Source organism: Pseudobutyrivibrio sp. OR37 (assembly GCF_900113655.1).
Taxonomy (GTDB): Bacteria; Bacillota; Clostridia; order Lachnospirales; family Lachnospiraceae; genus Pseudobutyrivibrio.
Map to the genome: position 1 here is coordinate 14,921 of NZ_FOQF01000009.1, position 25,824 is coordinate 40,744.

The following is a 25,824-nucleotide window of genomic DNA, read 5'->3' on the forward strand; positions in this document are numbered from 1 at the left end:
CCATATACAACAAAAAGGCAGGTTACCCTGCCTTTATTTTAAATCAAAATACCCGATTTTTCTTTACTGTTCTCAATTTTTTCATTTAATAATTTGAAAGGATGATATAACACTACACCTACAAATACTGCAACTACGCCGTATATAATAAGAGTAAGCATACAATTTCTGTAAGTATCCTCATAGAAGCCACCTATACATTCTCTTAATGCATTCATTGAATAATTAAATGGCATAAATCTATATAATATCTGGAATACCTTTGGTAATACCTCGATTGGGAATGTTCCACCAGCACCAGCAACCTGAATAACCATAAGGATTACAGAAAGAGCTTCTCCTATGTTTCCAAAGGAATATGTAAATGAATATAACAGTAATGAATATATCAATGAAGTCCAAGCGCATGCCAGCCAGAAATAGACTGGATGCTCACATTGTATTCCTACAAACAAAAATGCACCCATTACTGTAATAATCGTCTGCACCTGACCAATCATAAATGTCACAAAAAATCTTCCGAAAAAGCACTGCCAATTCTTAAGATTACGCATTCCTGTTGTGTCTTTAACAGATGTTTTAAGGATAGTGGACATAATTAATGCTCCTACCCAAATCGAAAGCACAATATAAAATGGCGCTGTCATAGAACCATTATTTTCAACCGGATAAATATACTCATTTGATATTTCTACAGGGCTGCTAATAAATTCAGAAAGCAAATCTGGATCTGTTTGAAGCAAATTAACAAACTTATGATATGCCTCATTATCACCAATGCTCTTTATATCAGCTATTAATGCAGACAATTGGCGCTCCATATCTACGGCTTCATTGCGTGACTTAACAAGCGAATCCTTAGACTGGTCCATTAATGTTGAATAATTCTTTAAATTATCTATTACCAAATCAATGCTTGTTGCATTATAGTTTAGTAGCTTTTCAATTTCTGCAACTGAATTTGCAGTTGAATTCATCGCATTTTGGCCAAGTGGTGAAAGAGTGTTAACATACTCGGAGCGGACCTTGTAGGTGGCATCTATACATGAAGCAATATCATTAATAAGCTTTGATTTTGTATTATTAAATAATTCTTCACTTTGTTTTGAAGCGTCACTTAATATCTTGACATCTTCATTAATCACCTTAATTTTTCCGTCTAACTCGTCTGCATAGTCATAGATGGTCTGGTTAATCAAATCATTGCCAGTGTTTATCGTACTTATCATATGATAATAGGTTCCTGGCTGATCCTTTGTTCCCCATTTAGCTGTAAATTCATTTACGCTTTTTTGTAAGGCCTCAATATCAACAGGATTGTTATAGGTTACACCATTAGCCTTATCATTTATTACCTTAACAGCGCTATCTACTGAATCAAACTCATTATTAATTTCCTTTACCTTGTCGTCAGTAAGATTTTTTACCTTCTGAAGGTCCTGCTTTCCTACTTGTGCGTCTTTTTGTGCAGAATCAGCCATCTGTTCAGCTAGCTTTGTGATTGACTTTGCACTATCCGCTACAGCGCCTCCAGCGGTTGAAATACTTTCGGTAGAATCTGACAATGCAATATAGGAATCAAGTAGAGCAATTACTCCTTTAAGATCTGAATCCAATTTTTCAAGCTTTTCGATTCCCTGACTTGTTATATTGCCTTCTTCATCAAGGTCTGCAAAGTATTCGCCTCCCTTTAACAAGGCTTCGGCTACAGTACTTACAAAGGCATGATCTACTTCTCTTTCAATAGTTGTCTTAACCTTTGCAGTGATTTTTGGTGCAATCGCATTTTTCTTTTCGTTTTCATAGTAGGTAATGACAGGATTTTTAATATCTCCGCTGAGGAAACTAATCATGTTATCACTGAATTCTTCATCAATAACAAGCGCAGCATAATAATCCCCAGAATGTACCCCTGCTACAGCTTCCTGGGCTGTGTCTGTAAATACCCATCCTATGGTGGTATTTTCTTTTAACCTGCTAATGATGATGTCTCCAACATTTAGCTCTACATTACCAATCACTATTCCTTGATCTGATGATGCAACTGCAACCTGCAGATTAGATGTGGCGCTTTCACCATAAGGGTCCCAGTTCGAAAGAATATTAAACCATGCGTAAAGTGATGGTATTACAGTCAATCCAATGATTACAACCATTGCTACCACATTGGTAGATAATCTTTTAATGTCAGAGGCAATTATTTTTATTATATTATTCATTTCTTAAACTTGTCTCCCATCGTACGAATATCAGATTTGATTTCCTTCTTAATTCCCTGTCTCAAATCCTTAATATCTTTCTGTACTTCTTTTCTTGCATTGTTGATGTCTTCCATGCTTTGGACTACTTCATTTCCTATAAGTGCCTGAGCTTCAGCTTCTTTTTCCATAATACCTAATTCTTGCAACTGCTCCTGAAGCTTAAAGTCCATATATTCAACGTATAGCAAATAAAAAGCTATTCCAAATAAAGACACTATCCATAGCACTAAAAACACAAGCTTTGATCTGTTAGAGGTGAAACTAATTACCAAAAATACCAATGGGAGAAGTATGTTTACCTTTAAGCCTACTCGTATTTTCTTTTGATTATTAAGATGAACCTGCTTTTGCAGCTCCATGAACTTTTCATATACTATTTCTTTTTCCTTGCCCATGTGGAGGCCTCCTACATCATCTCTGTATCTTCCATTCTTTCTTCCATGTAATGATTAATTGGTTCAAATGGAATCTTTATCAATAATCCTATTACAATGGATACGGCCATAAATACGACTAATGTACCAATATATTTAAGGTAATCCAACTTATATAATCCGCATAAGCATTCTCTGATGGCATTAATTGCATAAGGGAATGGGAAGAAAATATATACCTTTTTGAAGAAATCTGGCAATAATTCTATTGGATAAGTTCCTGAGCTGCCTGCAATCTGAATAACTACAAGTACTACTGCAAGAGCTTTTCCTGCATCACCCCATGTTACAACCAATGAATAAATCAAAATTGTAAAGGTTGTGGCTATAAATGAACCTGCTAGGAAGAATAATCCCGGATGTAGGCACTGTACATGTAACAATAAAATGTCTCCTGAGACAATAATTATTGATTGTAGCTGTCCTAAAATCCAATAAAGCGCATATCTTCCAAAGAATAACTGTCTTTGAGACGCATCTGGGTATTGTGCCTTATTTGGATGAACCTTGATAATAGCTGTTAAAATTAATGCTCCAACCCAGAAAGCTAATGTTGAATAGAATGGAGCAACAGCTGAACCATAGTTTTCAATAGGATATACAGCTTCTGTAACTACCTCTACAGGTGTTGAGAAAAACTTACCGTATACTTCAGGATCACCTGATAATGCATTTACCAACACCTTAAGTTTCTCGCTTTCGCTTGCTTTCTCAACATCATTTACAACATCTATTAATCGACCATTTACGTATACAATCGCTTCTTTTGTCTTTTGCAGGCTTGTATTGGCACAGTCTACACTGTTATCAATTGCTGAGAACATCACCACTAGATTGCCAAAGGTTTCACCCACATTATTTAGCAGTAAATTTGTATTTCCAAGCATTCCAGATAGGGAATTTAATCCACTGTTTATTTTATTTTTTAAATCGCCTGTTATTATATTTTCAACGCCAACTGCATTTTTCTTGGCCTGTGCAATCTGCGCATCAATCTTATCTGCACCTTTAGCAACAACTGTATTTACATCTACAGCCTTTAGCTTTTCTTCTTTTTCCTTGGCTGTTTTTACTTTATCTTCGCTACTGGCGATTTTTTCATCAATACTATCTAATTCCGCTATAGCTTGATTAATTTCTGTGGTATCTTTTCCTAAAAGATAATAAAGTCTCTGAATTTCTCTAAGTAAAGGCAAGACATTGTTTTTTACATCATCAATTTTTTCCTGTCCTATGGTTTTAGGAAGACTATATATAAGCTGCTCAATCTGTGTAGCAGTTATTGCTGCATTCTTTAGAGCCTCGGCCTTTTTAGCAACATTTGACTCTACAGCAGCAGTGTCTATATAGGAACTCATATTGTTTACTTTTGAATTTATAATATTAAAAACATCATTCACATCTGATGAATATGAATTAACAGTCACATTTACTTGATTTGATACATTTTGTGTATCTTTTATGGCATTTGCACTTACCTTTGCCTGATTTTCAATGTTTGTAGCATCCTGCTTTGCCACTGCAAGTGATGCTTGAAGCTTGGCATCATTTTCAATAATTGTTGTAAGTGCATTTTGATATCTTGTTAAATCATTACTGAGAGTTTTAAGCTTCTTGGTAACTTTTTCTACTCCGCCTTGTGCTTGTACCTCATCGGAAAATTCTGAAGCATTAGAAAATACCTCACTAACAACTACCTCTGTAAATGCCACATTAATATTATTTTGCAGGGTTTGAACTACTGTATCTGAAATTTTTGTTGCTACTGGATTTTTTTTCTGATTCTCGTAGAAATGAAGAGTAGGTCTATCTACCTCTTCTGTAAGAACGTTGTACATATCGTAGGTGAAATCCTCATCTACAACAACAGCAGCATAATATTCACCACTATAAACGCCTGCTGTAGCCTCTTCAGCTGAATCCACGAACTGCCAATTTACAGCTGTATTTTCATGCAGATTTTCGATTATAGTATCGCCTTGGTTATGATATTCTCCATCTTCATCAGTAAATCCTTTATCCAAGGATACGGCAGCAAATTTCAAGGCTCCCGTGTTTCCATAAGGATCCCAGTTAGAATATATATTGAACCACGCATATAAGGCTGGCAAAAAACATATACCTATAACTATAACAAGGGCAAAATAATTCTTTACCAATCCTACAACATCATCAACAAAAATCTTTTTTACGGTCTTCATTAAACGCTCATCCCTTTATTAATTATCTTTAGTTGCATCGTAAATTTTTAATGCGTTCCTACTTTGTTGCTTAACTTCGTACAACATGTTGTCAGCCTTCTGCAGATATAAAAACATATTGTCATTTTTAGTAGGCTTTCCATAGCAGATTCCTTGTGAAATAGTAACTCTATTATCTGTTAACGAAAATTTGTGCTCCACTTTGGATTCATATATTAAATCCCTTAATTCTTTAGCTTTTGCTTCAACCATTTCATAGGTAAAGCCTTCATAAATTACCACAAATTCATCGCCACCATATCTTGCAGCAAAAATTCCATTATCAGATGCAAGCTTTAAAAGCATATCTGCTATAAATTTAATACAATCATCGCCAGCCTGATGTCCATAATTGTCATTATACTGTTTAAAGAAATCTACATCTAATATTTCAACTGCAATACTTGTATCATTAGCCAGCGCTTTTTTAAAAGCTTCTTCACTATATTCATTAAGCTTCAGTCTATTATACATTCCTGTTAGCGGGTCTGTCTCTGAACGTTTTTGCAAGAATGTATTCTTCTCCTCGACTTTTCGATTGATTTGTGTAAGCTCCATATACGAATTACGCATAACGACCATGTTACTTACCATCAATCTATTTTCACGTTCCATAAACTCGGATAGCTCAAAATACAGTACCGAAGCAATTTTATATTCTTCAATCTGATTAACCTTGCGATAATATCTTATTTTTAAGGTTAACAGCTTGCGTTCAAGGTTTTTAATAGATGTATGCTTTGTTAAATCATCTAAAATAACATAGGCTCTGAAAAAATCATCATATTTTTCTGCGGATAATAGCATGTGGAGATAATCATAAAAATCATCAAAAACATCCAAAATAGGCATACTTGTGCTGGCATTCTTATTCACCATGTCAATCCAGTAATCACTAGCATCTTCTTCACCGATAGCTTGGTGAACCCTTGCAAAAAAGCAATATATGACTATTTTATCCATTTCTTGCATAAATGGCATGCAATCAAGTCGTAATCTTTTTTCTACCTCTAAGTATCGCTCTTGCATATCTAATTTCAAGAAGGCACGCCCCATACCAAGAAGTATTGCTGTCATATTCTCTATGTAATTATCAATATCTTTATTTTCAAGTAAATATCTATGGGCAATTTCTGTGTGGGAAATAGATTTTTGATACTCCCCAATATTAAGATAAAGGGAGCCAAGATTCATGTGAATCATCCACTCTATATCGGGCAGTGAATAATCCTCACAAATACTGATTGCTTTAATAAAATAATCCAAGGCAAAAGGGGCATTGCCGCGGTTGAGAGATACGATTCCAAGCATATTGTTGGCAATTGCAACGTATCCCCATTCCTTTACATGCTCCATTGGACCCATGCAGGATAGCATCTGTGAATAGAAATTTGAAGCGTCATTTAAAAGATAATAGGTTTCTCCCTTTGAAAAATAAGCATACCCAATAAGAGCATCATCATTCATGCTTTTTCCATAAGCTAACAACTTATCACATGCTTTGATGATTGCTCCTGGATCTTTTCCCCTATTTTTCTGAATGTCCCCAATTAATAATTGAATTTCTCTGCTGTACCCTAGTACATTCATTGATCTCCCCGCTCCAATTATTGCCTAATACTCTTTTAATATATTTGTTAAAGTCGCAAAATCCTCAAGTGATAGCGCTTCGCCACGTACTGTTGGGCTAAACCCAGCCTTCTCAATAGCTTCCGCAATCTGTTCTTTGGAAAAATGTAGACCATTACTTAAACCATTTTGAAGAGTTTTTCTTCTTTGATTGAAGGAAGCTCTAATAATCTGGAATAAAAGCTTTTCATCACATTGAACAGGAGGATTATTGTGACATTTTAATGTAATTACTGTGCTAGTAACCTTTGGCTGTGGCATAAAACAGCTAGGTGGTGCGTCACAAACAATCTGTGGATTTGAATAGTACTGAACTGCAAGTGAGAGAGCACCGTACTCCTTTGAGCCTGGGCCTTCCTGCATTCTGTCAGCCACTTCCTTTTGAATCATAATAGTAATTGATTCAAGTGGTACATGACTTTCAAATAATCCCATGATGATTGGTGTAGTAATATAATATGGCAGATTTGCAACAACTTTTATTGGCTTACCTGCATTTTTTTCTTCTGCAAGCTTTTTAATATCAACTTTTAAAATATCCTGATTAATTACACTCCAATTTTTGTAAGAGGAGAGAGTATCGTCCAAAATTGGAATCAAGGTTTTATCAATTTCTACAGCTACAACTTCCCTTGCTTCTTCGCAAAGACGCTGTGTCATAGTGCCGATACCAGGTCCAATTTCCAGAACAAAATCATCCTTTGTAATGCCTGCAGCTTCAATAATATTATCAAGAATATTACCATCGATTAGAAAGTTCTGTCCGTATTTTTTTTGAAATGAGAATCCATGAGCCTCTAATACAGCTCTTGTATATGTTGGATTACTTAAATATGCCATATTTATTTCCTTTTACTATCTTTTATTCGCTTTATCATATATAGTCAGCGCGTTTTGGTAGGTTACTTTTTCTACCTCTTCAACACTAACACCTTTTATTTCCGCTATTTTTTCAGCTACATGGCTAAGAAAGATTGAAGAGTTACGTTCCCCTCTGTGTGGAACCGGAGCCATGTATGGGCAATCAGTCTCAAGTACAATTGCTTCAAGTGGAATTGCCTCAACTGTTTCAACAAGCTTTTTAGCATTTTTAAAGGTGACAACGCCACCTACACCTATATACCAGCCCATTTTTACGTACTCCAAGGCTATTTCCTTCGAATATGAATAGCAATGGACAATACCTTTTACGTGCCTATTATTATACTTCCTAATTGTGTTTAAAGTGTCTTCTGCAGCGTCTCTTGAGTGGATAATTACTGGAAGATTAACTTCTTCAGCCAAATCCATCTGTCTTTCAAACCATAAACGCTGCTCTTCACGCTGGTCTTCTTCCTTTACCCAATAGTAGTCCAAGCCTATTTCTCCAATAGCAACTACCTTAGGATTAGAAGCATTTTTTCGCAGCCAATCTATCACATCCTCGTTAATTTCATCTATTTCTTCAGGATGGATACCTATCGCAGCATATACATCATTATAGGCTTCTGCCAATGCAAGACTTTCCTTACAGCCTTTAAAGGTGGCACCTACATTTACTATATTTCCTATATTGTTTTCTCTCAATAAATGAGAAAGAAGTTCGACTCTATCAGCGTCGAACTTCTCATCATCATAATGAGCATGAGTCTCAAAAATCATACTAACAAATCTCCGCACCTGATGGCATTGGCTTTTCAGGTGTCATAAGTGATAAATTACCTTCAGCATCCTCTGCACATAGAAGCATTCCTTCTGATAATACGCCTGCAAGCTTAGCTGGCTTGAGATTAACAAGAACCATTACCTTCTTTCCAACCATTTCTTCAGGAGAGTAGTGCTTAATGATGCCTGAAACAATCTGCTTTGTCTGTGAACCTATCTTAACCTGTGAGCAAAGGAGCTTCTTAGAACCCTTTACTGCCTCACATGAAACTACCTTACCAACCTGGAACTGAAGCTTCATGAAATCATCAAATGTAATCTCTGGCTTAGCCTCAATATCGATGCCTTCCTCATCATCCTCGTCCTTAGCTTCTGGCTGTGCTGGATGAAGCTCAGCAACCTTAGCCATAACCTCATCAAGATCAAGACGAGCGAAGAGAATCTCTGGCTTTTCAGTAACCTTTCCACCATTTGTATAGTGACCAAATGTAGAAAGCTCATCATATGCGATTTCCTTAGCGCCAAGCTGTGCTAATACCTTTTCAGATGTCTCAGGCATGAAAGACTTGAGAAGAGTAGCACCGATTGAGATACCCTCTACTAAGTTGTAAAGAACAGTTGCAAGTCTATCCTGCTTAGCTTCATCCTTTGCAAGTGCCCAAGGCATTGTCTCGTCGATGTACTTATTACATCTCTTGAATAAGTTAAATACCTCTGTGATTGCATCAGCTACGCGTAAATCTGCCATCTTTTTCTCAACAGCAGTAACAGTAGAAGTGCATACAGCCTTAAGATCTGCATCTACATCCTCAGTTACACCCTTGTCCTCAACAACGCCACCGAAGTATTTATTGCTCATAGAAACTGTTCTGTTAACAAGGTTACCAAGTGTGTTTGCAAGATCAGAGTTAACACGCTCAACCATAAGTGGCCATGAAATAGCACCATCATTTTCGAATGGCATTTCATGTAATACGAAATATCTAACAGCATCAACGCCAAAGAAATCAACTAATTCGTCAGCGTAGATAACATTTCCCTTAGACTTTGACATCTTATCATCGCCACCATCAGCAGACTTTGTAAGAAGCCATGGATGACCAAATACCTGCTTTGGAAGTGGAAGATCGAGTGCCATTAAGAAGATTGGCCAATAAATTGTATGGAAACGGATAATATCCTTTCCGATAAGGTGAAGGTCTGCTGGCCAAAGTGCTTTAAACTGGTCTGAAGACTCACCATCGCATTCATAACCAATACCAGTGATATAGTTTGTAAGGGCATCAAGCCATACATATACAACGTGCTTTGGATCAAAATCTACTGGAATACCCCAAGTAAATGATGTACGTGATACACAAAGATCCTGAAGTCCTGGAAGAAGGAAGTTGTTCATCATTTCGTTCTTACGTGATACAGGCTGAATAAATTCAGGATGTGTATTAATGTAATCGATAAGCTTATCAGCATATTTGCTCATCTTGAAGAAGTATGCTTCTTCCTTAGCTGGCTGAACCTCGCGACCACAGTCTGGGCACTTGCCATCTACAAGCTGTGACTCTGTCCAGAATGACTCACATGGAGTACAGTAAAGTCCTTCGTATGAGCTCTTATAGATATCACCCTTATCATAAAGCTTTTTGAAAATCTTCTTAACCTGCTTCTCATGATCTTCATCTGTTGTACGGATGAATTTATCATAAGATGTGTTCATTAAATCCCAAATATTTCTAACCTGACCTGAAATATTATCGACAAATTCCTTTGGTGTAATGCCTGCTTCAGCGGCCTTAAGCTCTATTTTCTGTCCGTGCTCATCTGTGCCTGTCTGGAAGAATACATCATATCCCTCCTGACGACGAAAACGTGCGATTGCATCTGCAAGAACGATTTCATAAGTATTTCCAATATGTGGCTTACCTGATGTGTAAGCGATTGCTGTAGTAATGTAATAATTGCCTTTGTTACCCATTTTTAACTCCTACTCTTCAAAAATATCATCTATTTTCTCTCCACAAGCACTGCAGTACCTAGAGCCATTCTTAACTAATGCACCGCACTTAGGACAAGCCTTTCCCCCTTTAAGTGCCATAATGTCATTGTTAATTTCCTGAAGACGAAGCTCACAAGCCTTGATTTCTTTTATTTCTTCAAGGTCTTCGTCTTTTTGCTCTTCGTAATACTTTCTTCCAAGCTTTTCAAATAGTTTGGTAAGTTCGTTTTCTTTGACCTTTTTATCGTACTGAAGCTTGGTCATATCACCAGCATTCTGTGCCATTTTTCCAAGGTCTTTAGTTGTATTTGCAATGCTATCTGAAAGTTCATCTAAAAGTCCCATAAATATCTACCTCCCTTTGTCGAAAAAATCCCCTCTAAACCTTTTGATTTTAACACAATAATAGCTTTTTTACCACTTTTTCCACAAAGAGGTTTCGTTTTCCACAATTATAATTACTTGATATATTGGGAGATTTTAAACTCCATCTCTTAATATGATATATCCTAAATAAGCAGCATATAGTAAAAGCATGATAATACCGTTTGCTCTATTAAGATTTTTCTTTTTTAGGCACATAGCCCAAACAATTGCTGAAAAACCTACAAGAATAAGGGTATCAATAGCATTTACTGTAAGATATGTCATTGGCGAAATGGCACCTGCTGTACCAAGTATTAACAAAATATTAAAAACGTTTGAACCTACTACATTTCCAATTGCCATATCAAGCTCGTTTTTCTTAGCTGCAACAATTGATGTGACAAGCTCTGGAAGTGATGTACCAAGTGCAACAATTGTAAGTCCTACTAATGTTTCTGACATTCCAAACTTTAATGCTAGAGTAGTGCAGGAATCTACAACCCAGTCACCACCAAATTTAATAGCTACAGCACCGCCAATAATATAAACAATGCAAAGCCATGTTGGGATATCGACTATTTCTTTTTCAACATCTTGTTCTGCAAGAGATGCAGCATCTGTTCTAGATTTTTTAGCCGCCTTAAGCATTGATGCTAAAAAAATGATAAATGCAACAAGAAGAATTGCTCCATCAATGTGTCCAACTGAGTTTCCAATAAGTCCCATTACCATAAGTGCAATGGCACAAGCAACTGAAAATGGAAAATCCTTTTTAATAGTATCATCGCTAACCTCAAGAGCAGAGAAGAGTGCACAGCTACCAAGTACTACCATAAGGTTAAAAATGTTTGAACCTATTACATTTCCTATAGCAAGCTGGTTACTTCCAGCAAGTGATGCAGTTACTGAAACTGAAAGCTCTGGAAGAGAAGTTCCCATCGCAACAATTGTCATTCCTATAACAAGTGCTGGTACATGAAGCTTTTTAGCTACCGCAGAAGCACCTTCAACAAAGAAATCTGCTCCCTTAATCAAAAATACAAATCCTACTACCAAGAGAATCAAAGCTCCTGGTATTGTGCTAAAAAATGTCATTATATTCTCCTCCTTTAAAACCCAAATGATATTCCATATAAATGCTCAAGCAAGATTTTCACGCCAAGGAAAATTAGGATAATTCCGCCTAATAACTGGGCCTTTGACTTGAACTTATTACCAAAAATATTTCCCACATAAACACCACCTGCTGAAATAGCAAATGTTGTTAAACCAATAATTAAGATTGCACGAAGTATGTTAAATCCTTCGTAGAATGAGAAAGTAACACCACAGGCTAATGCATCAATACTTGTGGCAATTGCAAGAAGTGTAAGCTCCTTTAAATCAAGTGGTGGATCCATGATTTCCACCTTATCCTCATCCTTCCATTCTTTGATTGCCTCAATAGCCATTTTGCCACCTATATACAACAGAAGTACGAAGGCTATCCAATGGTCATAGGCTGAAATCATATCAGCAAATGCGCTTCCCAAAATGAAACCAATCAGTGGCATCAATGCCTGAAAACCACCGAAGAATAGTGCTATCATAAACATTTGCTTTTTATTTACCTGCTTCATTGCCAGTCCTTTGCAGATAGCTACAGCAAATGCATCCATAGATAGACCTACACCGAATAAAAATACGTCTACTATACTCATATTAAACTCCTTTTTTTGTGAGGGCTGATATAACAAAAAAGACCCACGTGTAACCAAATCTATGGCTACACGTGAGTCTCACTATTTAATGTTTGCCAGGGATAATCCCGAGTCTGTTGACAAACAACACAATCTAATTGCGCTTGCTACTCCCTCACGAAGATGTATACAATATACTAAAATTTCCTAGATTTTTCAACCTTTAGCTTCTTTTAAGTTTTTTGTAGATATAATTTACTATAAAGTAACTTATTATACCGCCACATATACCTGTTAATGTGCCAAATAATACATCTGTTGGCCAATGAACAAAGACATATAATCTACTTATTGCAATGGCTGTCGCAAGAATTAGTGCTGGTATGCCAAGCTTTTTATTTCTAGTGAAGATTGTCGTTGCAACAGCAAAGCTTGCATTTGAATGACCTGATGGGAATGAGAAGTCATGAGGTACCTTTACAAGCAACTGAACCTCGGGCTCTAACCAACATGGTCTGCATCTCATGATACTTGGCTTTAATATTATATTACATAAAATCACAGTAAGTATTAGAGAAATTGCAGCTTGAACGCCCATTTTTCTATTAAATGGTAAAACTAAAAGTAGAAGAGTAACAGCTATCCAAAACCAACCTGCATTTCCAAGCATGGTAATCTTTGGTACAAGCCAATCTAACACGGTATTATGAATACTCTGAAACCAATGAAGTAAATCTAACTCCCAATCAAAATAGAAAACTCTTGATTGTTCAATTATAGCTTCCATAAATTCCTCCTTAAAAGAAAATAGTGTCAAGGCCGCATGCCTTGGCACTATTGTATATTTTTATTGTGAAAATACTATTAAGCTTCAATCTTGCAGAAAGACTTCTTGCCCTTCTTAAGAAGGAACTCATCTGAGAAAGCTGACTTTTCATATGCTGTGAATGGGTCTGCTACCTTATCACCATTTACAGAAACACCACCCTGCTGTACAGCACGACGAGCTTCTGCACGGCTAGCAGTAAGACCTGCAGATACAAGAATCTGAAGGATGTCTACCTTGCCATCGCGGAAATCTTCATCTGAAAGCTTGTGGCATGGAATATTCTCAGAATTAGCTCCACCTGCGAAAAGTGCCTTTGATGCCTCGCGAGCCTTATCAGCTTCTTCTGTACCGTGAACCATCTGAGTAAGTTCATAAGCAAGGATATCCTTAGCTTCATTAAGCTGAGCACCTTCCCAGCTGTCCATCTTTTCAATTTCTTCCATTGGAAGGAATGTAAGCATGCGGATGCACTTAAGAACATCAGCATCACCAACATTTCTCCAGTACTGATAGAAATCAAATGGAGATGTTTTATTAGCATCAAGCCATACTGCATTACCAGCTGTCTTGCCCATCTTCTTACCCTGTGAATCTGTAAGAAGAGTGATAGTCATAGCATGAGCGTCCTTACCAAGCTTACGTCTGATAAGTTCTGTACCACCAAGCATGTTAGACCACTGATCATCACCACCGAACTCAAGGTTACAATTGTATTCCTGGAACATGTGATAGAAGTCATAAGACTGCATAATCATGTAGTTGAACTCAAGGAATGAAAGCCCCTTTTCCATACGCTGCTTGTAGCACTCTGCACGAAGCATATTGTTAACTGAGAAGCATGCGCCAACCTCTCTTAAAAGGTCTACGTAGTTAAGGTCAAGTAACCAATCAGCATTGTTTACCATAAGTGCCTTACCATCGCTAAAATCAATGAAACGCTCCATCTGGCGCTTGAAGCACTCTGCGTTGTGATTGATATCTTCTCTAGTAAGCATTTTTCTCATGTCTGTACGGCCTGATGGATCACCAATCATAGTTGTACCACCACCGATAAGAGCTATTGGCTTATTGCCAGCCATCTGTAATCTTTTCATTAATGTGAGGGCCATAAAGTGACCAGCAGTAAGGCTATCTGCAGTGCAATCAAAGCCGATATAGAAAGTTGCCTTGCCCTCATTAATTAATTTTTTAATTTCTTCCTCGTTTGTCACCTGGGCAATCAGGCCACGAGCTACTAACTCGTCATAAATTGTCATTGCAAAATTCTCCTTTCTCACATTTTTGAACAGTTAGTTTTGTGTAAACAAAAATCCCTCGCCCCCATTACTAGGGTCGAGGGATTTAAATTAGAGGTGCCAACCAGATTTGAACTGGTGATAGAGGTGTTGCAGACCTTTGCCTTACCACTTGGCTATGGCACCATATATAAAAGTTAAACGGAGAAGGAGGGATTTGAACCCTCGCGCCGGTTGCCCGACCTACACCCTTAGCAGGGGCGCCTCTTCGGCCTCTTGAGTACTTCTCCAAGTTGTAGGTATTACTTCTTTTGTTCGACGCATGTGTTATTCTACTAGAGTATTCCCATAAAGTCAACAAAAAAATAGGGAAATCTTAAAGATTTCCCAAATTTTTTTTTATAAAGTTTTTAATACTAATTTTCGCTTACATTTTCATCGTCATTTTCGAGAATTGTCTCACTTTTTCTAACTTTTGCAATGCTAATTAGCTTAGTATTTTCCTTTAAATCAATAAGCTTTACACCTGATGTAATTCGACTGAGAAGAGCAGTACCTGCTACCTCAATTCTGATTATTGTTCCAGCTGTATTAATGAGCATTACTTCATCATCTTTTTCAACAGCCTTTGCACCGATTAGGTTACCTGTCTTTTCAGTAATCTTGTAGCACTTAACACCCTTACCACCACGGTGGATTGTGTTAAATTCAGTCATTAAAGTACACTTACCTAAACCATTTTCAGATACAGTCATCAGAGACTCTCCCTGAGAAATCATCTGCATTCCGATAATCATGTCATCAGCAGCAAGATTCATACCAATAACACCCATGGTTGCACGACCTGTAGGTCTAACCTCAGTTTCGCTAAAGCGAATAGCCTGACCATATTTTGTAACCATGATTACATCTTCCTTACCATCTGTAAGCTTAACTTCAATAAGCTTATCATCATCACGAAGAGTGATAGCAGTAAGACCGTTCTTTCTGATGTTGTCGTATTCTGTAATCTTTGTTTTCTTAACGAAGCCGTCAGCTGTAGCCATGAATAGATATTTATCCTCGTGGTAATCCTCTATAGGAATCATAGCTGTTACCTTTTCATCAGGCTGGAGCTGAAGAATATTAACTATAGCTATACCACGGCTTGTACGGCTACTTTCAGGAATTTCGTATGCCTTTATACGATATACTCGTCCTTTGTTAGTGAAGAAGAGTAGATAATCGTGAGATGACATCATAAGCATTTCAACTACATAATCGTCATCTATTGTATCCATACCCTTAATTCCCTTACCGCCTCGGTGCTGAGCCTTAAAGTTGTCCTCATTCATACGCTTAATGTAACCAAGCTTTGTAAATGTAACAACTGTGTTAGTAACTGGAATCATATCTTCCATGCTGATATCGTATTCATCATATCCGATAGATGTACGTCTATCATCACCATACTTTTCAGCAATCTCTGTAATTTCAGTTTTGATAACTGAAAGAAGTACCTTTTCGTCTGAAAGAATAGCCTTCAATTTTCCAATAAGAACCTGCAATTCATTGTATTCCTGCTGAATCTTATCGCGCTCCAAACCTGTAAGAGCACGAAGACGCATATCTACAATAGCCTGAGCCTGAGCATCAGAAAGACCAAAGCGCTCCATTAATGTAAGCTTTGCAGTACTTACATCTGCTGAACTTCTGATAATTTGAATTACTTCGTCAATATTATCAAGAGCAATAAGTAATCCTTCTAAAATGTGTGCTCTTTCTTCTGCCTTGTTAAGCTCATACTTTGTACGACGTGTTACAACATCTTTCTGGTGATTTAAATAATGAGTAAGCATTTCCTTAAGGTTGAGAATCTTTGGCTGATTATCAACAAGTGCAAGCATTATTACACCGAAAGTATCCTGTAACTGAGTGTGCTTATAGAGCTGATTAAGGATGATGTTAGGATTAACATCACGTCTAAGCTCAATACAAATACGCATACCTTCACGTGATGATTCATCACGAAGGTCAGTAATTCCGTCAATTTTTTTATCCTTGTGAAGCTCTGCAATTTTTTCAATTAAACGAGCTTTATTTACGTTGTATGGAATTTCTGTAACAACAATTCTGTTTTTACCATTGTCCATTGGCTCGATTTCTGAAACTGCACGTACTCTAATTTTAGCTTTACCTGTACGATAAGCTTCTTCAATTCCCGATTTTCCTAGGATTACACCACCTGTTGGGAAATCTGGGCCCTTAACGATATCTAAAATTTCATCAATATCTGTATCTCTATCTTCTTCAATTTGATTATCAATAATTTTATTAACTGCACCAATAATTTCACGAAGGTTGTGTGGTGGAATATTGGTAGCCATACCTACAGCAATACCAGTAGTACCATTAACAAGTAGGTTAGGGTAGCGGGCTGGAAGAACAGTAGGCTCTTTTTCAGTCTCATCAAAGTTTGGCATGAAATCAACGCCATCCATGTCGATATCTTTACCAAGAGTGAATTTATCATCCTTGTAGTTGATACCAAACATTGTCATGGAAATTTTAGAAAGACGTGCTTCTGTATATCGCATGGCAGCTGCGCCATCACCATCCACAGAACCAAAGTTACCATGTCCGTCTACTAGTGGATAACGTGTGTTCCATTCCTGTGCCATGTTGACAAGTGCACCATAAATTGAGCTATCGCCGTGAGGGTGATATTTACCCATTGTATCACCGACAATACGAGCACATTTTCTGTGTGGTTTGTCAGGACCATTATTAAGTTCAATCATAGAGAATAATACTCTACGTTGAACTGGTTTTAGACCATCTCTTACATCTGGAAGTGCTCGTGAAGCGATTACGCTCATGGCATAGTCGATATAAGAGTTTTCCATAGTTTCTTTTAGGTCAACATCATGAATATTATCAAAAATTTTGTCGTCCATATTTTTCCTTTTTCTTTCTACGGGCTTTGCCCGAAAAATTTTTAAGAAATTTTATATATCAAGGTTCTGTACATACTTTGCGTTAGCCTCGATAAATTCACGTCTTGGCTCAACATTATCACCCATAAGGGTTGAGAACGTAACATTTATCTCAGATACATCTTCATCGTCAATAACAACACGCTTTAAAATTCTCTTTTCAGGATCCATTGTTGTTTCCCAAAGCTGCTCAGCATCCATCTCACCAAGTCCCTTGTATCGCTGAATCTTATTACTTGAATCACGACCAACTTCAGTAAGAATCTGATTTAATTCTTCATCAGAATATGCATACCAAACCTTTTTATTTTTCTCAAGCTTATAAAGTGGAGGAGTAGCAAGATAAACATATCCCTGCTTAATAAGCTCTGGCATGAATCTATACAAGAATGTAAGCATAAGTGTAGCAATATGAGCACCATCCACATCGGCATCAGTCATTATGATAATTTTGTGGTAACGAAGCTTTGAAATATCAAAGTTTTCATGGATACCAGTACCAAATGCTGTAATCATTGCTTGTATTTCTGCGTTACCGTAGATTCTATCTTCTCTAGCCTTTTCTACATTAAGAATCTTACCACGAAGTGGAAGAATAGCCTGCGTTGCACGACTTCTAGCGGTCTTTGCAGAACCACCAGCGGAATCTCCCTCTACGATGAAAATCTCGCAATTCTTAGGATCTTTATCTGAACAATCAGCAAGCTTTCCAGGAAGTGACATACCTTCAAGTGGAGTTTTACGTCTACTTAAGTCTCTAGCCTTTCTTGCAGCTTCTCTAGCTCTTTGAGCCTGAAGAGATTTTTCACAAATAAGCTTTGCTGTAGCTGGATTCTGCTCAAGGAACCATGTTAACTGCTCTGTAACAATTGAATCTACAGCACCTCTAGCCTCTGAATTACCAAGCTTTTGCTTTGTCTGTCCCTCAAACTGAGGCTCTTCAATTTTGATAGAGATGATTGCTGCCAATCCTTCTCTGATATCATCACCCTCTAATTGTGGGTCATTATCCTTTAAAATCTTGTTATCTCTTGCGTATTTATTAAATACTTTTGTAAGAGCACCTCTAAAGCCAGTAAGATGTGTACCACCTTCAGGTGTAACGATGTTATTTACATAGCTATAAGCCTGATCCTGATATCCATCGTTGTGCTGCATAGCAACTTCAACGTAAATATTATCTCTAGTACCTTCGCAATAAATAACGTCCTCATAAAGTGGTTTATTTCCGCGGTTGATATATTGAACAAACTCTTTAATACCACCTTCGTAATGGAAGCTTTCTTCTTTAATCTCCTCACTTCTTGTATCTGTAAGAGTGATTCGAAGTCCTTTTGTAAGGAAAGCTGTCTCACGAAGACGTACTTTTAAAGTCTTATAATCAAAAATTGTAGTTTCAAAAATTGTATCATCTGGAAGGAAGGTTACCTTTGTACCTGTTTCTTCTGCAGGACATGTTCCAATTTCCTTAAGAGGATACATAGTTTTACCACGCTCGTATCTCTGCTTAAAGATTTTTCCTTCACGTTTAATTTCTACTTCAACCCAATTTGAAAGGGCATTTACAACGGAAGCACCTACACCGTGAAGTCCACCGGATACCTTGTATCCTCCACCACCGAATTTTCCACCAGCATGAAGTACAGTAAATACTACCTCTACTGCAGGTATACCTGCCTTATGGTTGATTCCTGTAGGAATACCACGACCATCATCTATTACAGTTATTGAGTTATCTGGATTAATTGTTACTTGAATATGTGTACAAAATCCAGCCAAGGCTTCATCAACAGCATTATCTACTATCTCATACACCAAGTGATGAAGACCTCTTTCAGAGGTTGAACCAATATACATACCAGGTCTTTTTCTAACAGCTTCAAGACCTTCTAGTATCTGTATTTGGTCTGCACCGTATTCCTGATTAATTTCTGCTGCCATTTAGTTCCTCCGTAATTAATTCTATAGAACCATTATTTACTCTATATACTGTGTTAAGTTTAAAACGATTTTTTACAAATTCATCAAGTCCAGTACAAGTAATAATAGTTTGTGTATCAAGTAAATTATCTAATAAATCGCTTTGACGATTTTTATCAAGCTCTGATAAAACATCATCTAAAAGCAATATTGGTTTATCATTTATTGTATTTTCTACAAGCTTTATTTCTGAAAGCTTAAGTGAGAGAGCACACGTACGCTGTTGTCCCTGACTTCCAAACTTTCTAATATCAATTCCATCAACAGTTATTTTAATATCATCCCTATGAGGTCCAGCTGAAGTTTGACAAAATCTCATGTCTTTTTCTTTGTTTTTAACTAATTCATCAAGAAAAAAGATATCTTCGATATTTGGATCATAGCTGACATCAATATTTTCTTTTCCAGCAGTAATGCCTGAATGAATATCCTTTACGATGATATTAATGTCATTTATAAATTGTTGACGTCGATTTATTATTTTTTTGCCATAATTTATAAGCTGTTCATCCCAAATAGGTAATGTTTCTTTGAGCTCAGGCTTATAAATCATCTCTTTAAGCAGTGCATTCCTTTGATTTAGCGCTTTATTATAATTTGTTAAATCAGAAAGATATATTTTATCTATCTGACATAACTCTGCATCCATAAATTTTCTTCTTTCAGATGGACCGTTTTTAATAATATTAAGATCCTCTGGTGAAAAGAAAATAATATTAATTAAACCAAACAAATCTGCAGCTTTTTTAATTGGAACCCTATTAATAGCAATTCCTTTAGATTTATTTTTCTTAAGATGAATATCTATTTGATAATCTCTATTGTTCTTTGAAATTATTGTTTTTATATGACTTTCATCTTTACCAAATTTTATTATTTCTTTATCACGACTGCCTTTATGGGATTTTGTTGTCCCAGATATATAGGCAGACTCAAGAATATTTGTCTTTCCTTGGGCATTGTCACCGAAAAGAATAGTAGTATGCTCATCAAAGCTGATGCTAAGTGAATCATAGTTTCTAAAATTTTCAAGCTCAATGGATTTAATTATCATTAGTAACTGTTACACTTTCTCCATTAAATTCAACAATATCACCTGGATAGACTTTCTTTCCACGGCGAGTTTCAACCTCACCATTGTATTTAACTAAACCTTCTTCAATAACTTCTTTAGCCATTGCACCAGATTCAACTAAATTAGCAAGCTTAAGTAATTGACCAAGCTTTATAAATTCATCACGTATAACTATTTTTTCCATTAGTTTGCTCCTGGATTATTAAAATTTACAGGAAGGACAATATAGATAAATGAGCCAGCATCATCTTTTATGAAGCATGGGCTTTTTGCATTAAGCATGAAAAGGTTGATTTCCTCATCATCGATAACCTTAAGTGCATCAAGTACAAACTTAGGGTTAAAGCCTATCATAATATCCTTACCTTCTTTTACAATATCAATGTCTTCATTCAATGTTCCAATAAATGATGAAATTGAAAGAGACATAGTATTATCTACAGCATTAACAATAATTGGCTTCTTATCGCCTTCATTAACAAGAATGGTAGCTCTATCTATACAATCAAAGAATTCTCTCTTGTTAATCTTAACCTTTGTCTCATAATCAGCAGAAAGCATCTGCTCAATTTTGAAAAATTCACCCTCAATTATTCTTGATACAACAGTAGTCTGATCAAATTCGAAGATAATGTGATTGTCTGTAACGAAGATATTTACTTCATCATCAATTCCACCATCAATAATCTTAATGATTTCATTTAATGTCTTCTTTGGTACTACGACCTTCACATCATTTGCAGGATTCTTTAATTCTACATTTCTAATTGAAACTCTATGACCATCAAGGGCAACAACCTTAAGCTTATTATCTTTAATTTCAATAAGCTCACCTGTCATTAATTTATTATTTTCATTATCAGCAACTGAAAAGATTGTCTGTCTAATGATATCTCTAAGTGTTAACTGAGATATAACAATTGGTTGATTTCTTTGAATAACTGGAATATAAGAGAAGTCTTCTCCAGATTTTCCAATAATATCAAATTTAGCTTTTTCACATGTAATAGAAGTTTTAAAAGATGTATCTGTTTCTATAGTAACTTCGTTTTCAGGAAGCTTTCTAACAATCTCTGAAAATTTCTTTGCATCGAGAGCTATAATTCCTCTTTCGTGAATGGTACCAGAAACGATTGTTTCTATTCCTATTTCCATATCATTAGCTGTTAATTTGATTTCGCCAGAAGACGCATCTATAAGAATACACTCCAGTATCGCCATTGTAGTTCTGGTTGGAACTGCTTTCGATACAATATTAACGCCTTTTACTAGATCCGCTTTTTGACAAGATATTTTCATTTTTGTTGCTCCCTTTCTTAAACATAAAAAATATAATTTATTTTCTAAGTATTCTTCTTATAGGTTGTTGATTTGTAGATAACTGTGAAACATCAGTATTTATACGTAAAACACTGTTTTTTTTATTTGAAAAACCTGTGAATTTTGTATTGATAATGTATGGATATTCTGTGAATAAAAATATTTGCAAAAATTTAACAAAATTATTATCTACAGGCCATTCACAATTTAATCACAACTTATCTTCATAGTTATCAACAAGTTTTACACATTAGTTAGGATTGATTTTCTTTTTAATTGTTTCTACAAGATTCTTTGTGTTTTCATCTTTAACAATTTCATCCTCAATTTTATTAGCTCCATGGATGATTGTGGAATGATCTCGACCTCCAAGTAACAGGCCTATTGCCTGAAGAGAAGAGTCTGTCATTGTATTACATAGATACATAGCTATTTGTCTTGGTCTAACTACCGAGCTAGATCTATTTTTTGATGCCATTTGATCAACTGTTATATTAAAGTGTTCAGCTACAACTTCTATAATAAGCTGCGGTGTGATTTCTCTGGATATATTTGGAGAAATGAAATTTTGTAATTCTCTTTCTGCAATATCCATTGTGATATCAATCTTTTCTAATCTAGAGAAGGCTATTAATTTATTAAGTGCACCTTCTATTTCTCTAATGTTTGATTGAATATTTTCAGCAATGTATTTTCTTATTGATTCATCTAAGTTAAAGTTTTTATCTTCGATTTTTTTATTAAGGATGGCCATTCGTGTTTCATAATCTGGATATCCTATATCAGCCATAAGACCCATATCGAATCTAGATTTAAAACGATCATCTAAAGTTTCCATATCTTTTGGAGGTTTATCAGATGAAATTACGATTTGTTTTCCCATAGCATGTAATGCATTAAATGTATGGAAAAATTCTTCCTGAGTAGCTTCCTTACCTATTATAAATTGAATATCATCAACCATTAGAACATCAACAGTACGATATTTATCTCTAAATCGTTGCATTGCTGTTGCATTATTATTGGTTCTCATGTTTTCAATAACTTCATTAGTAAACTCTTCTGAAGTTACATATAATATATGAGTATTTGGATTCTGATTTTCAATGTAATTTCCAATAGCCTGCATCAAGTGAGTTTTACCCAATCCTGGACCTCCATATATATAGAGAGGATTGTAAAATTCTCCAGGTGATTCTGCTACTGCAAGAGCAGCTGTTTGAGCAAATCTATTATTTCGACCAACGACAAAATTATCAAAAGTAAACTTTGGATTAATAGTAGAATTACCCATTCTTCTTTCTTCGAAGGTTGGAGCTTCTTCTATTTTAATTAAATCGATATTCTTTTCTTTTTTAATTTGATTTGCTTTTTCTTGAGTTATGAAGATTATTTCATCAAACTGTGTACCAGTCATTTCTGCAATTGTTACTTTAATAGGTGTTGCATACTTTCTAGTAATATAACCTATTGTCATTTGATTTTGATCACCGTTATAGGTTATATAAAGTTTATTATCTTCTATTTGAAATAATTCAAGAGGTTTCAACCAAGAATTATAAGATACATCTGAGATATTATACTCAGTTTTAAGATAATCTAGGATTTCATCCCATTTTTTAACAAGTTCTTCCATTTAATTTCCCTTTTATCCACATTTTATACTTGTTCCTATTCTAACCTAAATAAGCCTTTTAATCAATATTTACTACAAAAACGTGTAGGGGATTGCTTAGGAATTAAAGTGGCTTATTTTTTGAATTTGAGCCTCAGAAATTGATATTATAGTTATCCACATCCTTTAAATTTTACTTATCCACATTTTCTTCCTTTATTTTACATTATTTTGTATAATAATTGTGGATAAAATTTAGTTATTATTAACTTATCCACATAGTTTTCCACACATTGTAGATAAGATATAATTTTTTTTAGGCCGATTTATACTATATTTAGTATTTTTATTTTCTGATGTTGTTAACATATTGTGTTTTTTAGTTATCCACATAAGGAATAATTATTAAATCCTGTATTTTTTATTGACTTTATGGGCTTTTCCCTTTATAATTTCAACTGATGTTTTCTCATAAGAGGAGGTGGATATATTATGAAGATGACATATCAACCAAAAAAGAGACAGAGATCCAAAGTTCATGGATTTAGATCAAGAATGAGCACAGCTGGTGGACGTAAGGTTCTTGCAGCTAGACGTGCAAAAGGAAGAAAGAAATTATCAGCTTAGGCCACAGACCATGTGGTCTTTCTTCTTATTTATAAGGAAAATATTGTTATGGAATTTAGTGAATCTCTAAAAAAGAATAAAGACTTCACGCTGGTGTACAGAAGAGGTATTTCAAAAGCTAATAGACAGCTTGTTATGTATATTTACCATAATAATACGGATCGAAATCGAATTGGAATTTCTGTTAGTAAAAAGGTTGGAAATTCGGTAGTTAGACATCATTTGACGAGACTGATAAGAGAAAGTTATAGACTAAATGAAGAGATGTTCAATAGTGGTTTGGACATTGTAGTCGTTGTAAGAGAAGCTGCAGCTTCCGCTACTTTTGATGAAATACAGAAATCTTTGCTTCATCTTGCAAATCTTCATAAAGTAACTCGTAAATAATTGGAATCATCCTTTCTATCATGTTGAAGAAGTTATTTATATTTTTAATTAAGTTTTATAGAAAATATCTTTCGCCAATGAAAAAAACTAAATGTCCTTATTGTCCTACATGCTCTGCTTATGGACTTGAAGCAGTTGAAAAATATGGGGCAATAAAAGGTGGCAGTTTAGCTCTTTGGAGAATTATTAGATGTAATCCTTTTTCGCATGGTGGATTTGATCCGGTTCCTTAATTAACTGGAGGTTTTACATTGAGCGATTTATTACTTACCGCTTATGGTGGTTCTATTCTTGGACCTATCGCAGTATTATTAGGATGGGTTATGGATAAGATTTATGTTTTACTTGCTACCATTGGCATTGAAAACATAGCTCTTACAATTTTTATTTTCACTTTTGTTATCTATCTTTGCATGTTCCCACTTACTTACAAGCAGCAGAAGTTTGCTGTTTTAACTCGTAAGATGCAGCCTGAAATGAAAGCTATTCAGGATAAGTATAAGGGTGCTAAAGACCAGGATAGTATGCAAAAGCAGCAGATGGAAACTCAGGCTCTTTATGATAAATACGGTATTTCACCAACTGGTAGCTGTGTTTATATGTTAATTCAGATGCCTATTTTATTTGCTCTTTATAGAGTCTTTTATAATGTTCCTGCTTACATTACATCAGTTAAAAATGTATTTACTGAACTTGTAAATGGAATTATGGCTACAGATGGCTTTGCAAAGACAATGACTGATATTGCTGATGCTGCTAATCTTCGAAATGTAAATTATGATTTTACAGTTTCAGATAAAACTGTAGTTTCTAATTATTTAGTAGATGTTCTTTATAAGCTTCCTTCATCAGGTTGGGATGCAATTACAAATGCTTTTCCTGATTTAACATTATCTATTGATACTGTTGTAGCAAAGCTTGAAAAGATTAATTACTTATTTGTACTTAATATTTCAGATACACCAGTCAACCTAATTAAGGCTGGTTGGTCAGCTGATTCAAAGAATTTTGTTTTAATTATTTGTGCTTTACTTATTCCAGTAATTTCTTATTTAACACAAATGTTAAACATTAAGCTTACTCCACAGTCTACTGAAGGACAGTCAGAGCAGATGGCAGCACAGATGAAGACAATGAATCTTATGATGCCACTTATGTCTCTTTTCATTTGTTTTACAGTACCTGTAGGTCTTGGTTTATATTGGATTGCTGGTGCTTTAGTTCGTGTAGTTCAGCAATACTTCTTAAATAAGCATTTTGAAAAGATTGACCTTGAAAGTATTATTGAGAAGAATAAGGATAAGGCAGCTGCAAAGGCTGAAAAGCGTGGTATTCGTCAAGCGCAAATTTATGAAGCAGCTCGTATGTCTACAAAGTCTACATCTATGGCTGATAAAGCTAACCTTGTAAAGGATAATTCTGAAGCTTTAAAGGCAGCTGAAGAATTTAGATCAAAGGCTAATTCAAATTCTCTTGCTGCAAAGGCAAACCTTGTAAAAGAATTTAATGAAATGAATAATAAATAAGGGGGATGT

The 25,824-nt window shown here is 35.6% G+C and carries 22 protein-coding genes and 2 tRNA genes; 4 read left to right on the forward strand and 20 right to left on the reverse strand.

Annotation, left to right across the window (positions count from 1 at the left end; translation table 11 throughout):
- Positions 1-38: 38 nt before the first annotated feature.
- The 20 genes from BM097_RS06005 to dnaA form a co-directional block, all read right to left on the reverse strand.
- The gene (locus tag BM097_RS06005) at positions 39-2,219 is read right to left on the reverse strand and encodes a YhgE/Pip domain-containing protein (protein WP_090546952.1); all 2,181 of its coding nucleotides are present in this window, start codon (positions 2,217-2,219) and stop codon (positions 39-41) included.
- Complete coding sequence (locus BM097_RS06010; RefSeq protein WP_090546955.1) at positions 2,216-2,656, reverse strand: hypothetical protein; 441 nt, start codon at positions 2,654-2,656, stop codon at positions 2,216-2,218. Before BM097_RS06010 ends, BM097_RS06005 begins: the two co-directional genes overlap by 4 nt.
- 11 nt (positions 2,657-2,667) lie before the next feature.
- Positions 2,668-4,896, reverse strand: a complete 2,229-nt coding sequence (locus BM097_RS06015) for a YhgE/Pip domain-containing protein (RefSeq protein WP_090546957.1) — start codon at positions 4,894-4,896, stop codon at positions 2,668-2,670.
- A gap of 18 nt (positions 4,897-4,914) precedes the next feature.
- Positions 4,915-6,525: a tetratricopeptide repeat-containing diguanylate cyclase gene (locus BM097_RS06020; RefSeq protein WP_090546960.1), complete on the reverse strand. Its 1,611-nt coding sequence runs from the start codon at positions 6,523-6,525 to the stop codon at positions 4,915-4,917.
- Positions 6,526-6,549: 24 nt separating this feature from the next.
- The gene (rsmA, locus tag BM097_RS06025; protein ID WP_090546962.1) at positions 6,550-7,404 is read right to left on the reverse strand and encodes a 16S rRNA (adenine(1518)-N(6)/adenine(1519)-N(6))-dimethyltransferase RsmA; all 855 of its coding nucleotides are present in this window, start codon (positions 7,402-7,404) and stop codon (positions 6,550-6,552) included.
- Between the two features lie 15 nt (positions 7,405-7,419).
- Positions 7,420-8,205, reverse strand: coding sequence for a TatD family hydrolase (locus BM097_RS06030; protein WP_090546964.1), 786 nt, complete (start codon positions 8,203-8,205; stop codon positions 7,420-7,422).
- 1 nt (position 8,206) lies between these two features.
- Complete coding sequence (gene metG / locus BM097_RS06035; protein WP_090546966.1) at positions 8,207-10,180, reverse strand: methionine--tRNA ligase; 1,974 nt, start codon at positions 10,178-10,180, stop codon at positions 8,207-8,209.
- A 9-nt stretch (positions 10,181-10,189) separates the two neighbouring features.
- A complete protein-coding gene (locus BM097_RS06040) occupies positions 10,190-10,546 on the reverse strand; it encodes a zinc ribbon domain-containing protein (RefSeq protein ID WP_090546969.1) in 357 nt (118 codons plus the stop codon).
- Between the two features lie 135 nt (positions 10,547-10,681).
- On the reverse strand, positions 10,682-11,662 hold the full coding sequence (locus tag BM097_RS06045; protein ID WP_090546972.1) for a calcium/sodium antiporter: 981 nt from the start codon (positions 11,660-11,662) through the stop codon (positions 10,682-10,684).
- A 14-nt stretch (positions 11,663-11,676) separates the two neighbouring features.
- Complete coding sequence (locus BM097_RS06050) at positions 11,677-12,267, reverse strand: manganese efflux pump MntP (protein WP_090546974.1); 591 nt, start codon at positions 12,265-12,267, stop codon at positions 11,677-11,679.
- Positions 12,268-12,469: 202 nt separating this feature from the next.
- Complete coding sequence (locus tag BM097_RS06055) at positions 12,470-13,033, reverse strand: phosphatase PAP2 family protein (RefSeq protein ID WP_090546976.1); 564 nt, start codon at positions 13,031-13,033, stop codon at positions 12,470-12,472.
- 77 nt (positions 13,034-13,110) lie between these two features.
- The gene (gene tyrS, locus BM097_RS06060) at positions 13,111-14,331 is read right to left on the reverse strand and encodes a tyrosine--tRNA ligase (RefSeq protein ID WP_090546978.1); all 1,221 of its coding nucleotides are present in this window, start codon (positions 14,329-14,331) and stop codon (positions 13,111-13,113) included.
- 94 nt (positions 14,332-14,425) lie between these two features.
- A tRNA-Cys gene (locus BM097_RS06065) sits at positions 14,426-14,496 on the reverse strand.
- Positions 14,497-14,512: 16 nt separating this feature from the next.
- Positions 14,513-14,600, reverse strand: a tRNA-Ser gene (locus BM097_RS06070).
- 126 nt (positions 14,601-14,726) lie between these two features.
- Positions 14,727-17,246: a DNA gyrase subunit A gene (gene gyrA, locus BM097_RS06075; RefSeq protein WP_090546979.1), complete on the reverse strand. Its 2,520-nt coding sequence runs from the start codon at positions 17,244-17,246 to the stop codon at positions 14,727-14,729.
- Between the two features lie 51 nt (positions 17,247-17,297).
- On the reverse strand, positions 17,298-19,226 hold the full coding sequence (gyrB, locus tag BM097_RS06080; RefSeq protein WP_090546982.1) for a DNA topoisomerase (ATP-hydrolyzing) subunit B: 1,929 nt from the start codon (positions 19,224-19,226) through the stop codon (positions 17,298-17,300).
- The gene (recF, locus tag BM097_RS06085) at positions 19,210-20,319 is read right to left on the reverse strand and encodes a DNA replication/repair protein RecF (protein ID WP_090546984.1); all 1,110 of its coding nucleotides are present in this window, start codon (positions 20,317-20,319) and stop codon (positions 19,210-19,212) included. Before recF ends, gyrB begins: the two co-directional genes overlap by 17 nt.
- Positions 20,309-20,524 carry a S4 domain-containing protein YaaA gene (gene yaaA / locus BM097_RS06090; RefSeq protein ID WP_090546986.1) on the reverse strand — a complete coding sequence of 72 codons (216 nt, stop codon included), beginning with the start codon at positions 20,522-20,524 and terminating at the stop codon, positions 20,309-20,311. Before yaaA ends, recF begins: the two co-directional genes overlap by 11 nt.
- Complete coding sequence (gene dnaN / locus BM097_RS06095) at positions 20,524-21,639, reverse strand: DNA polymerase III subunit beta (RefSeq protein WP_090546988.1); 1,116 nt, start codon at positions 21,637-21,639, stop codon at positions 20,524-20,526. Before dnaN ends, yaaA begins: the two co-directional genes overlap by 1 nt.
- Before the next feature lie 271 nt (positions 21,640-21,910).
- Positions 21,911-23,296: a chromosomal replication initiator protein DnaA gene (gene dnaA, locus BM097_RS06100; RefSeq protein WP_090546991.1), complete on the reverse strand. Its 1,386-nt coding sequence runs from the start codon at positions 23,294-23,296 to the stop codon at positions 21,911-21,913.
- A gap of 471 nt (positions 23,297-23,767) precedes the next feature.
- Between dnaA and rpmH the strand changes: the two genes are divergently transcribed.
- Genes rpmH through BM097_RS06120 form a run of 4 tightly spaced genes read left to right on the forward strand, consistent with a single transcriptional unit; the run spans position 23,768 to position 25,815 of the window.
- On the forward strand, positions 23,768-23,902 hold the full coding sequence (gene rpmH / locus BM097_RS06105) for a 50S ribosomal protein L34 (RefSeq protein ID WP_015550658.1): 135 nt from the start codon (positions 23,768-23,770) through the stop codon (positions 23,900-23,902).
- Between the two features lie 48 nt (positions 23,903-23,950).
- On the forward strand, positions 23,951-24,289 hold the full coding sequence (gene rnpA / locus BM097_RS06110; RefSeq protein ID WP_090546994.1) for a ribonuclease P protein component: 339 nt from the start codon (positions 23,951-23,953) through the stop codon (positions 24,287-24,289).
- Positions 24,290-24,309: 20 nt separating this feature from the next.
- Positions 24,310-24,522, forward strand: a complete 213-nt coding sequence (yidD, locus tag BM097_RS06115) for a membrane protein insertion efficiency factor YidD (RefSeq protein ID WP_177197388.1) — start codon at positions 24,310-24,312, stop codon at positions 24,520-24,522.
- An 18-nt stretch (positions 24,523-24,540) separates the two neighbouring features.
- Positions 24,541-25,815, forward strand: coding sequence for a YidC/Oxa1 family membrane protein insertase (locus BM097_RS06120; protein WP_242944668.1), 1,275 nt, complete (start codon positions 24,541-24,543; stop codon positions 25,813-25,815).
- The last annotated feature ends 9 nt before the right edge of the window (positions 25,816-25,824 follow it).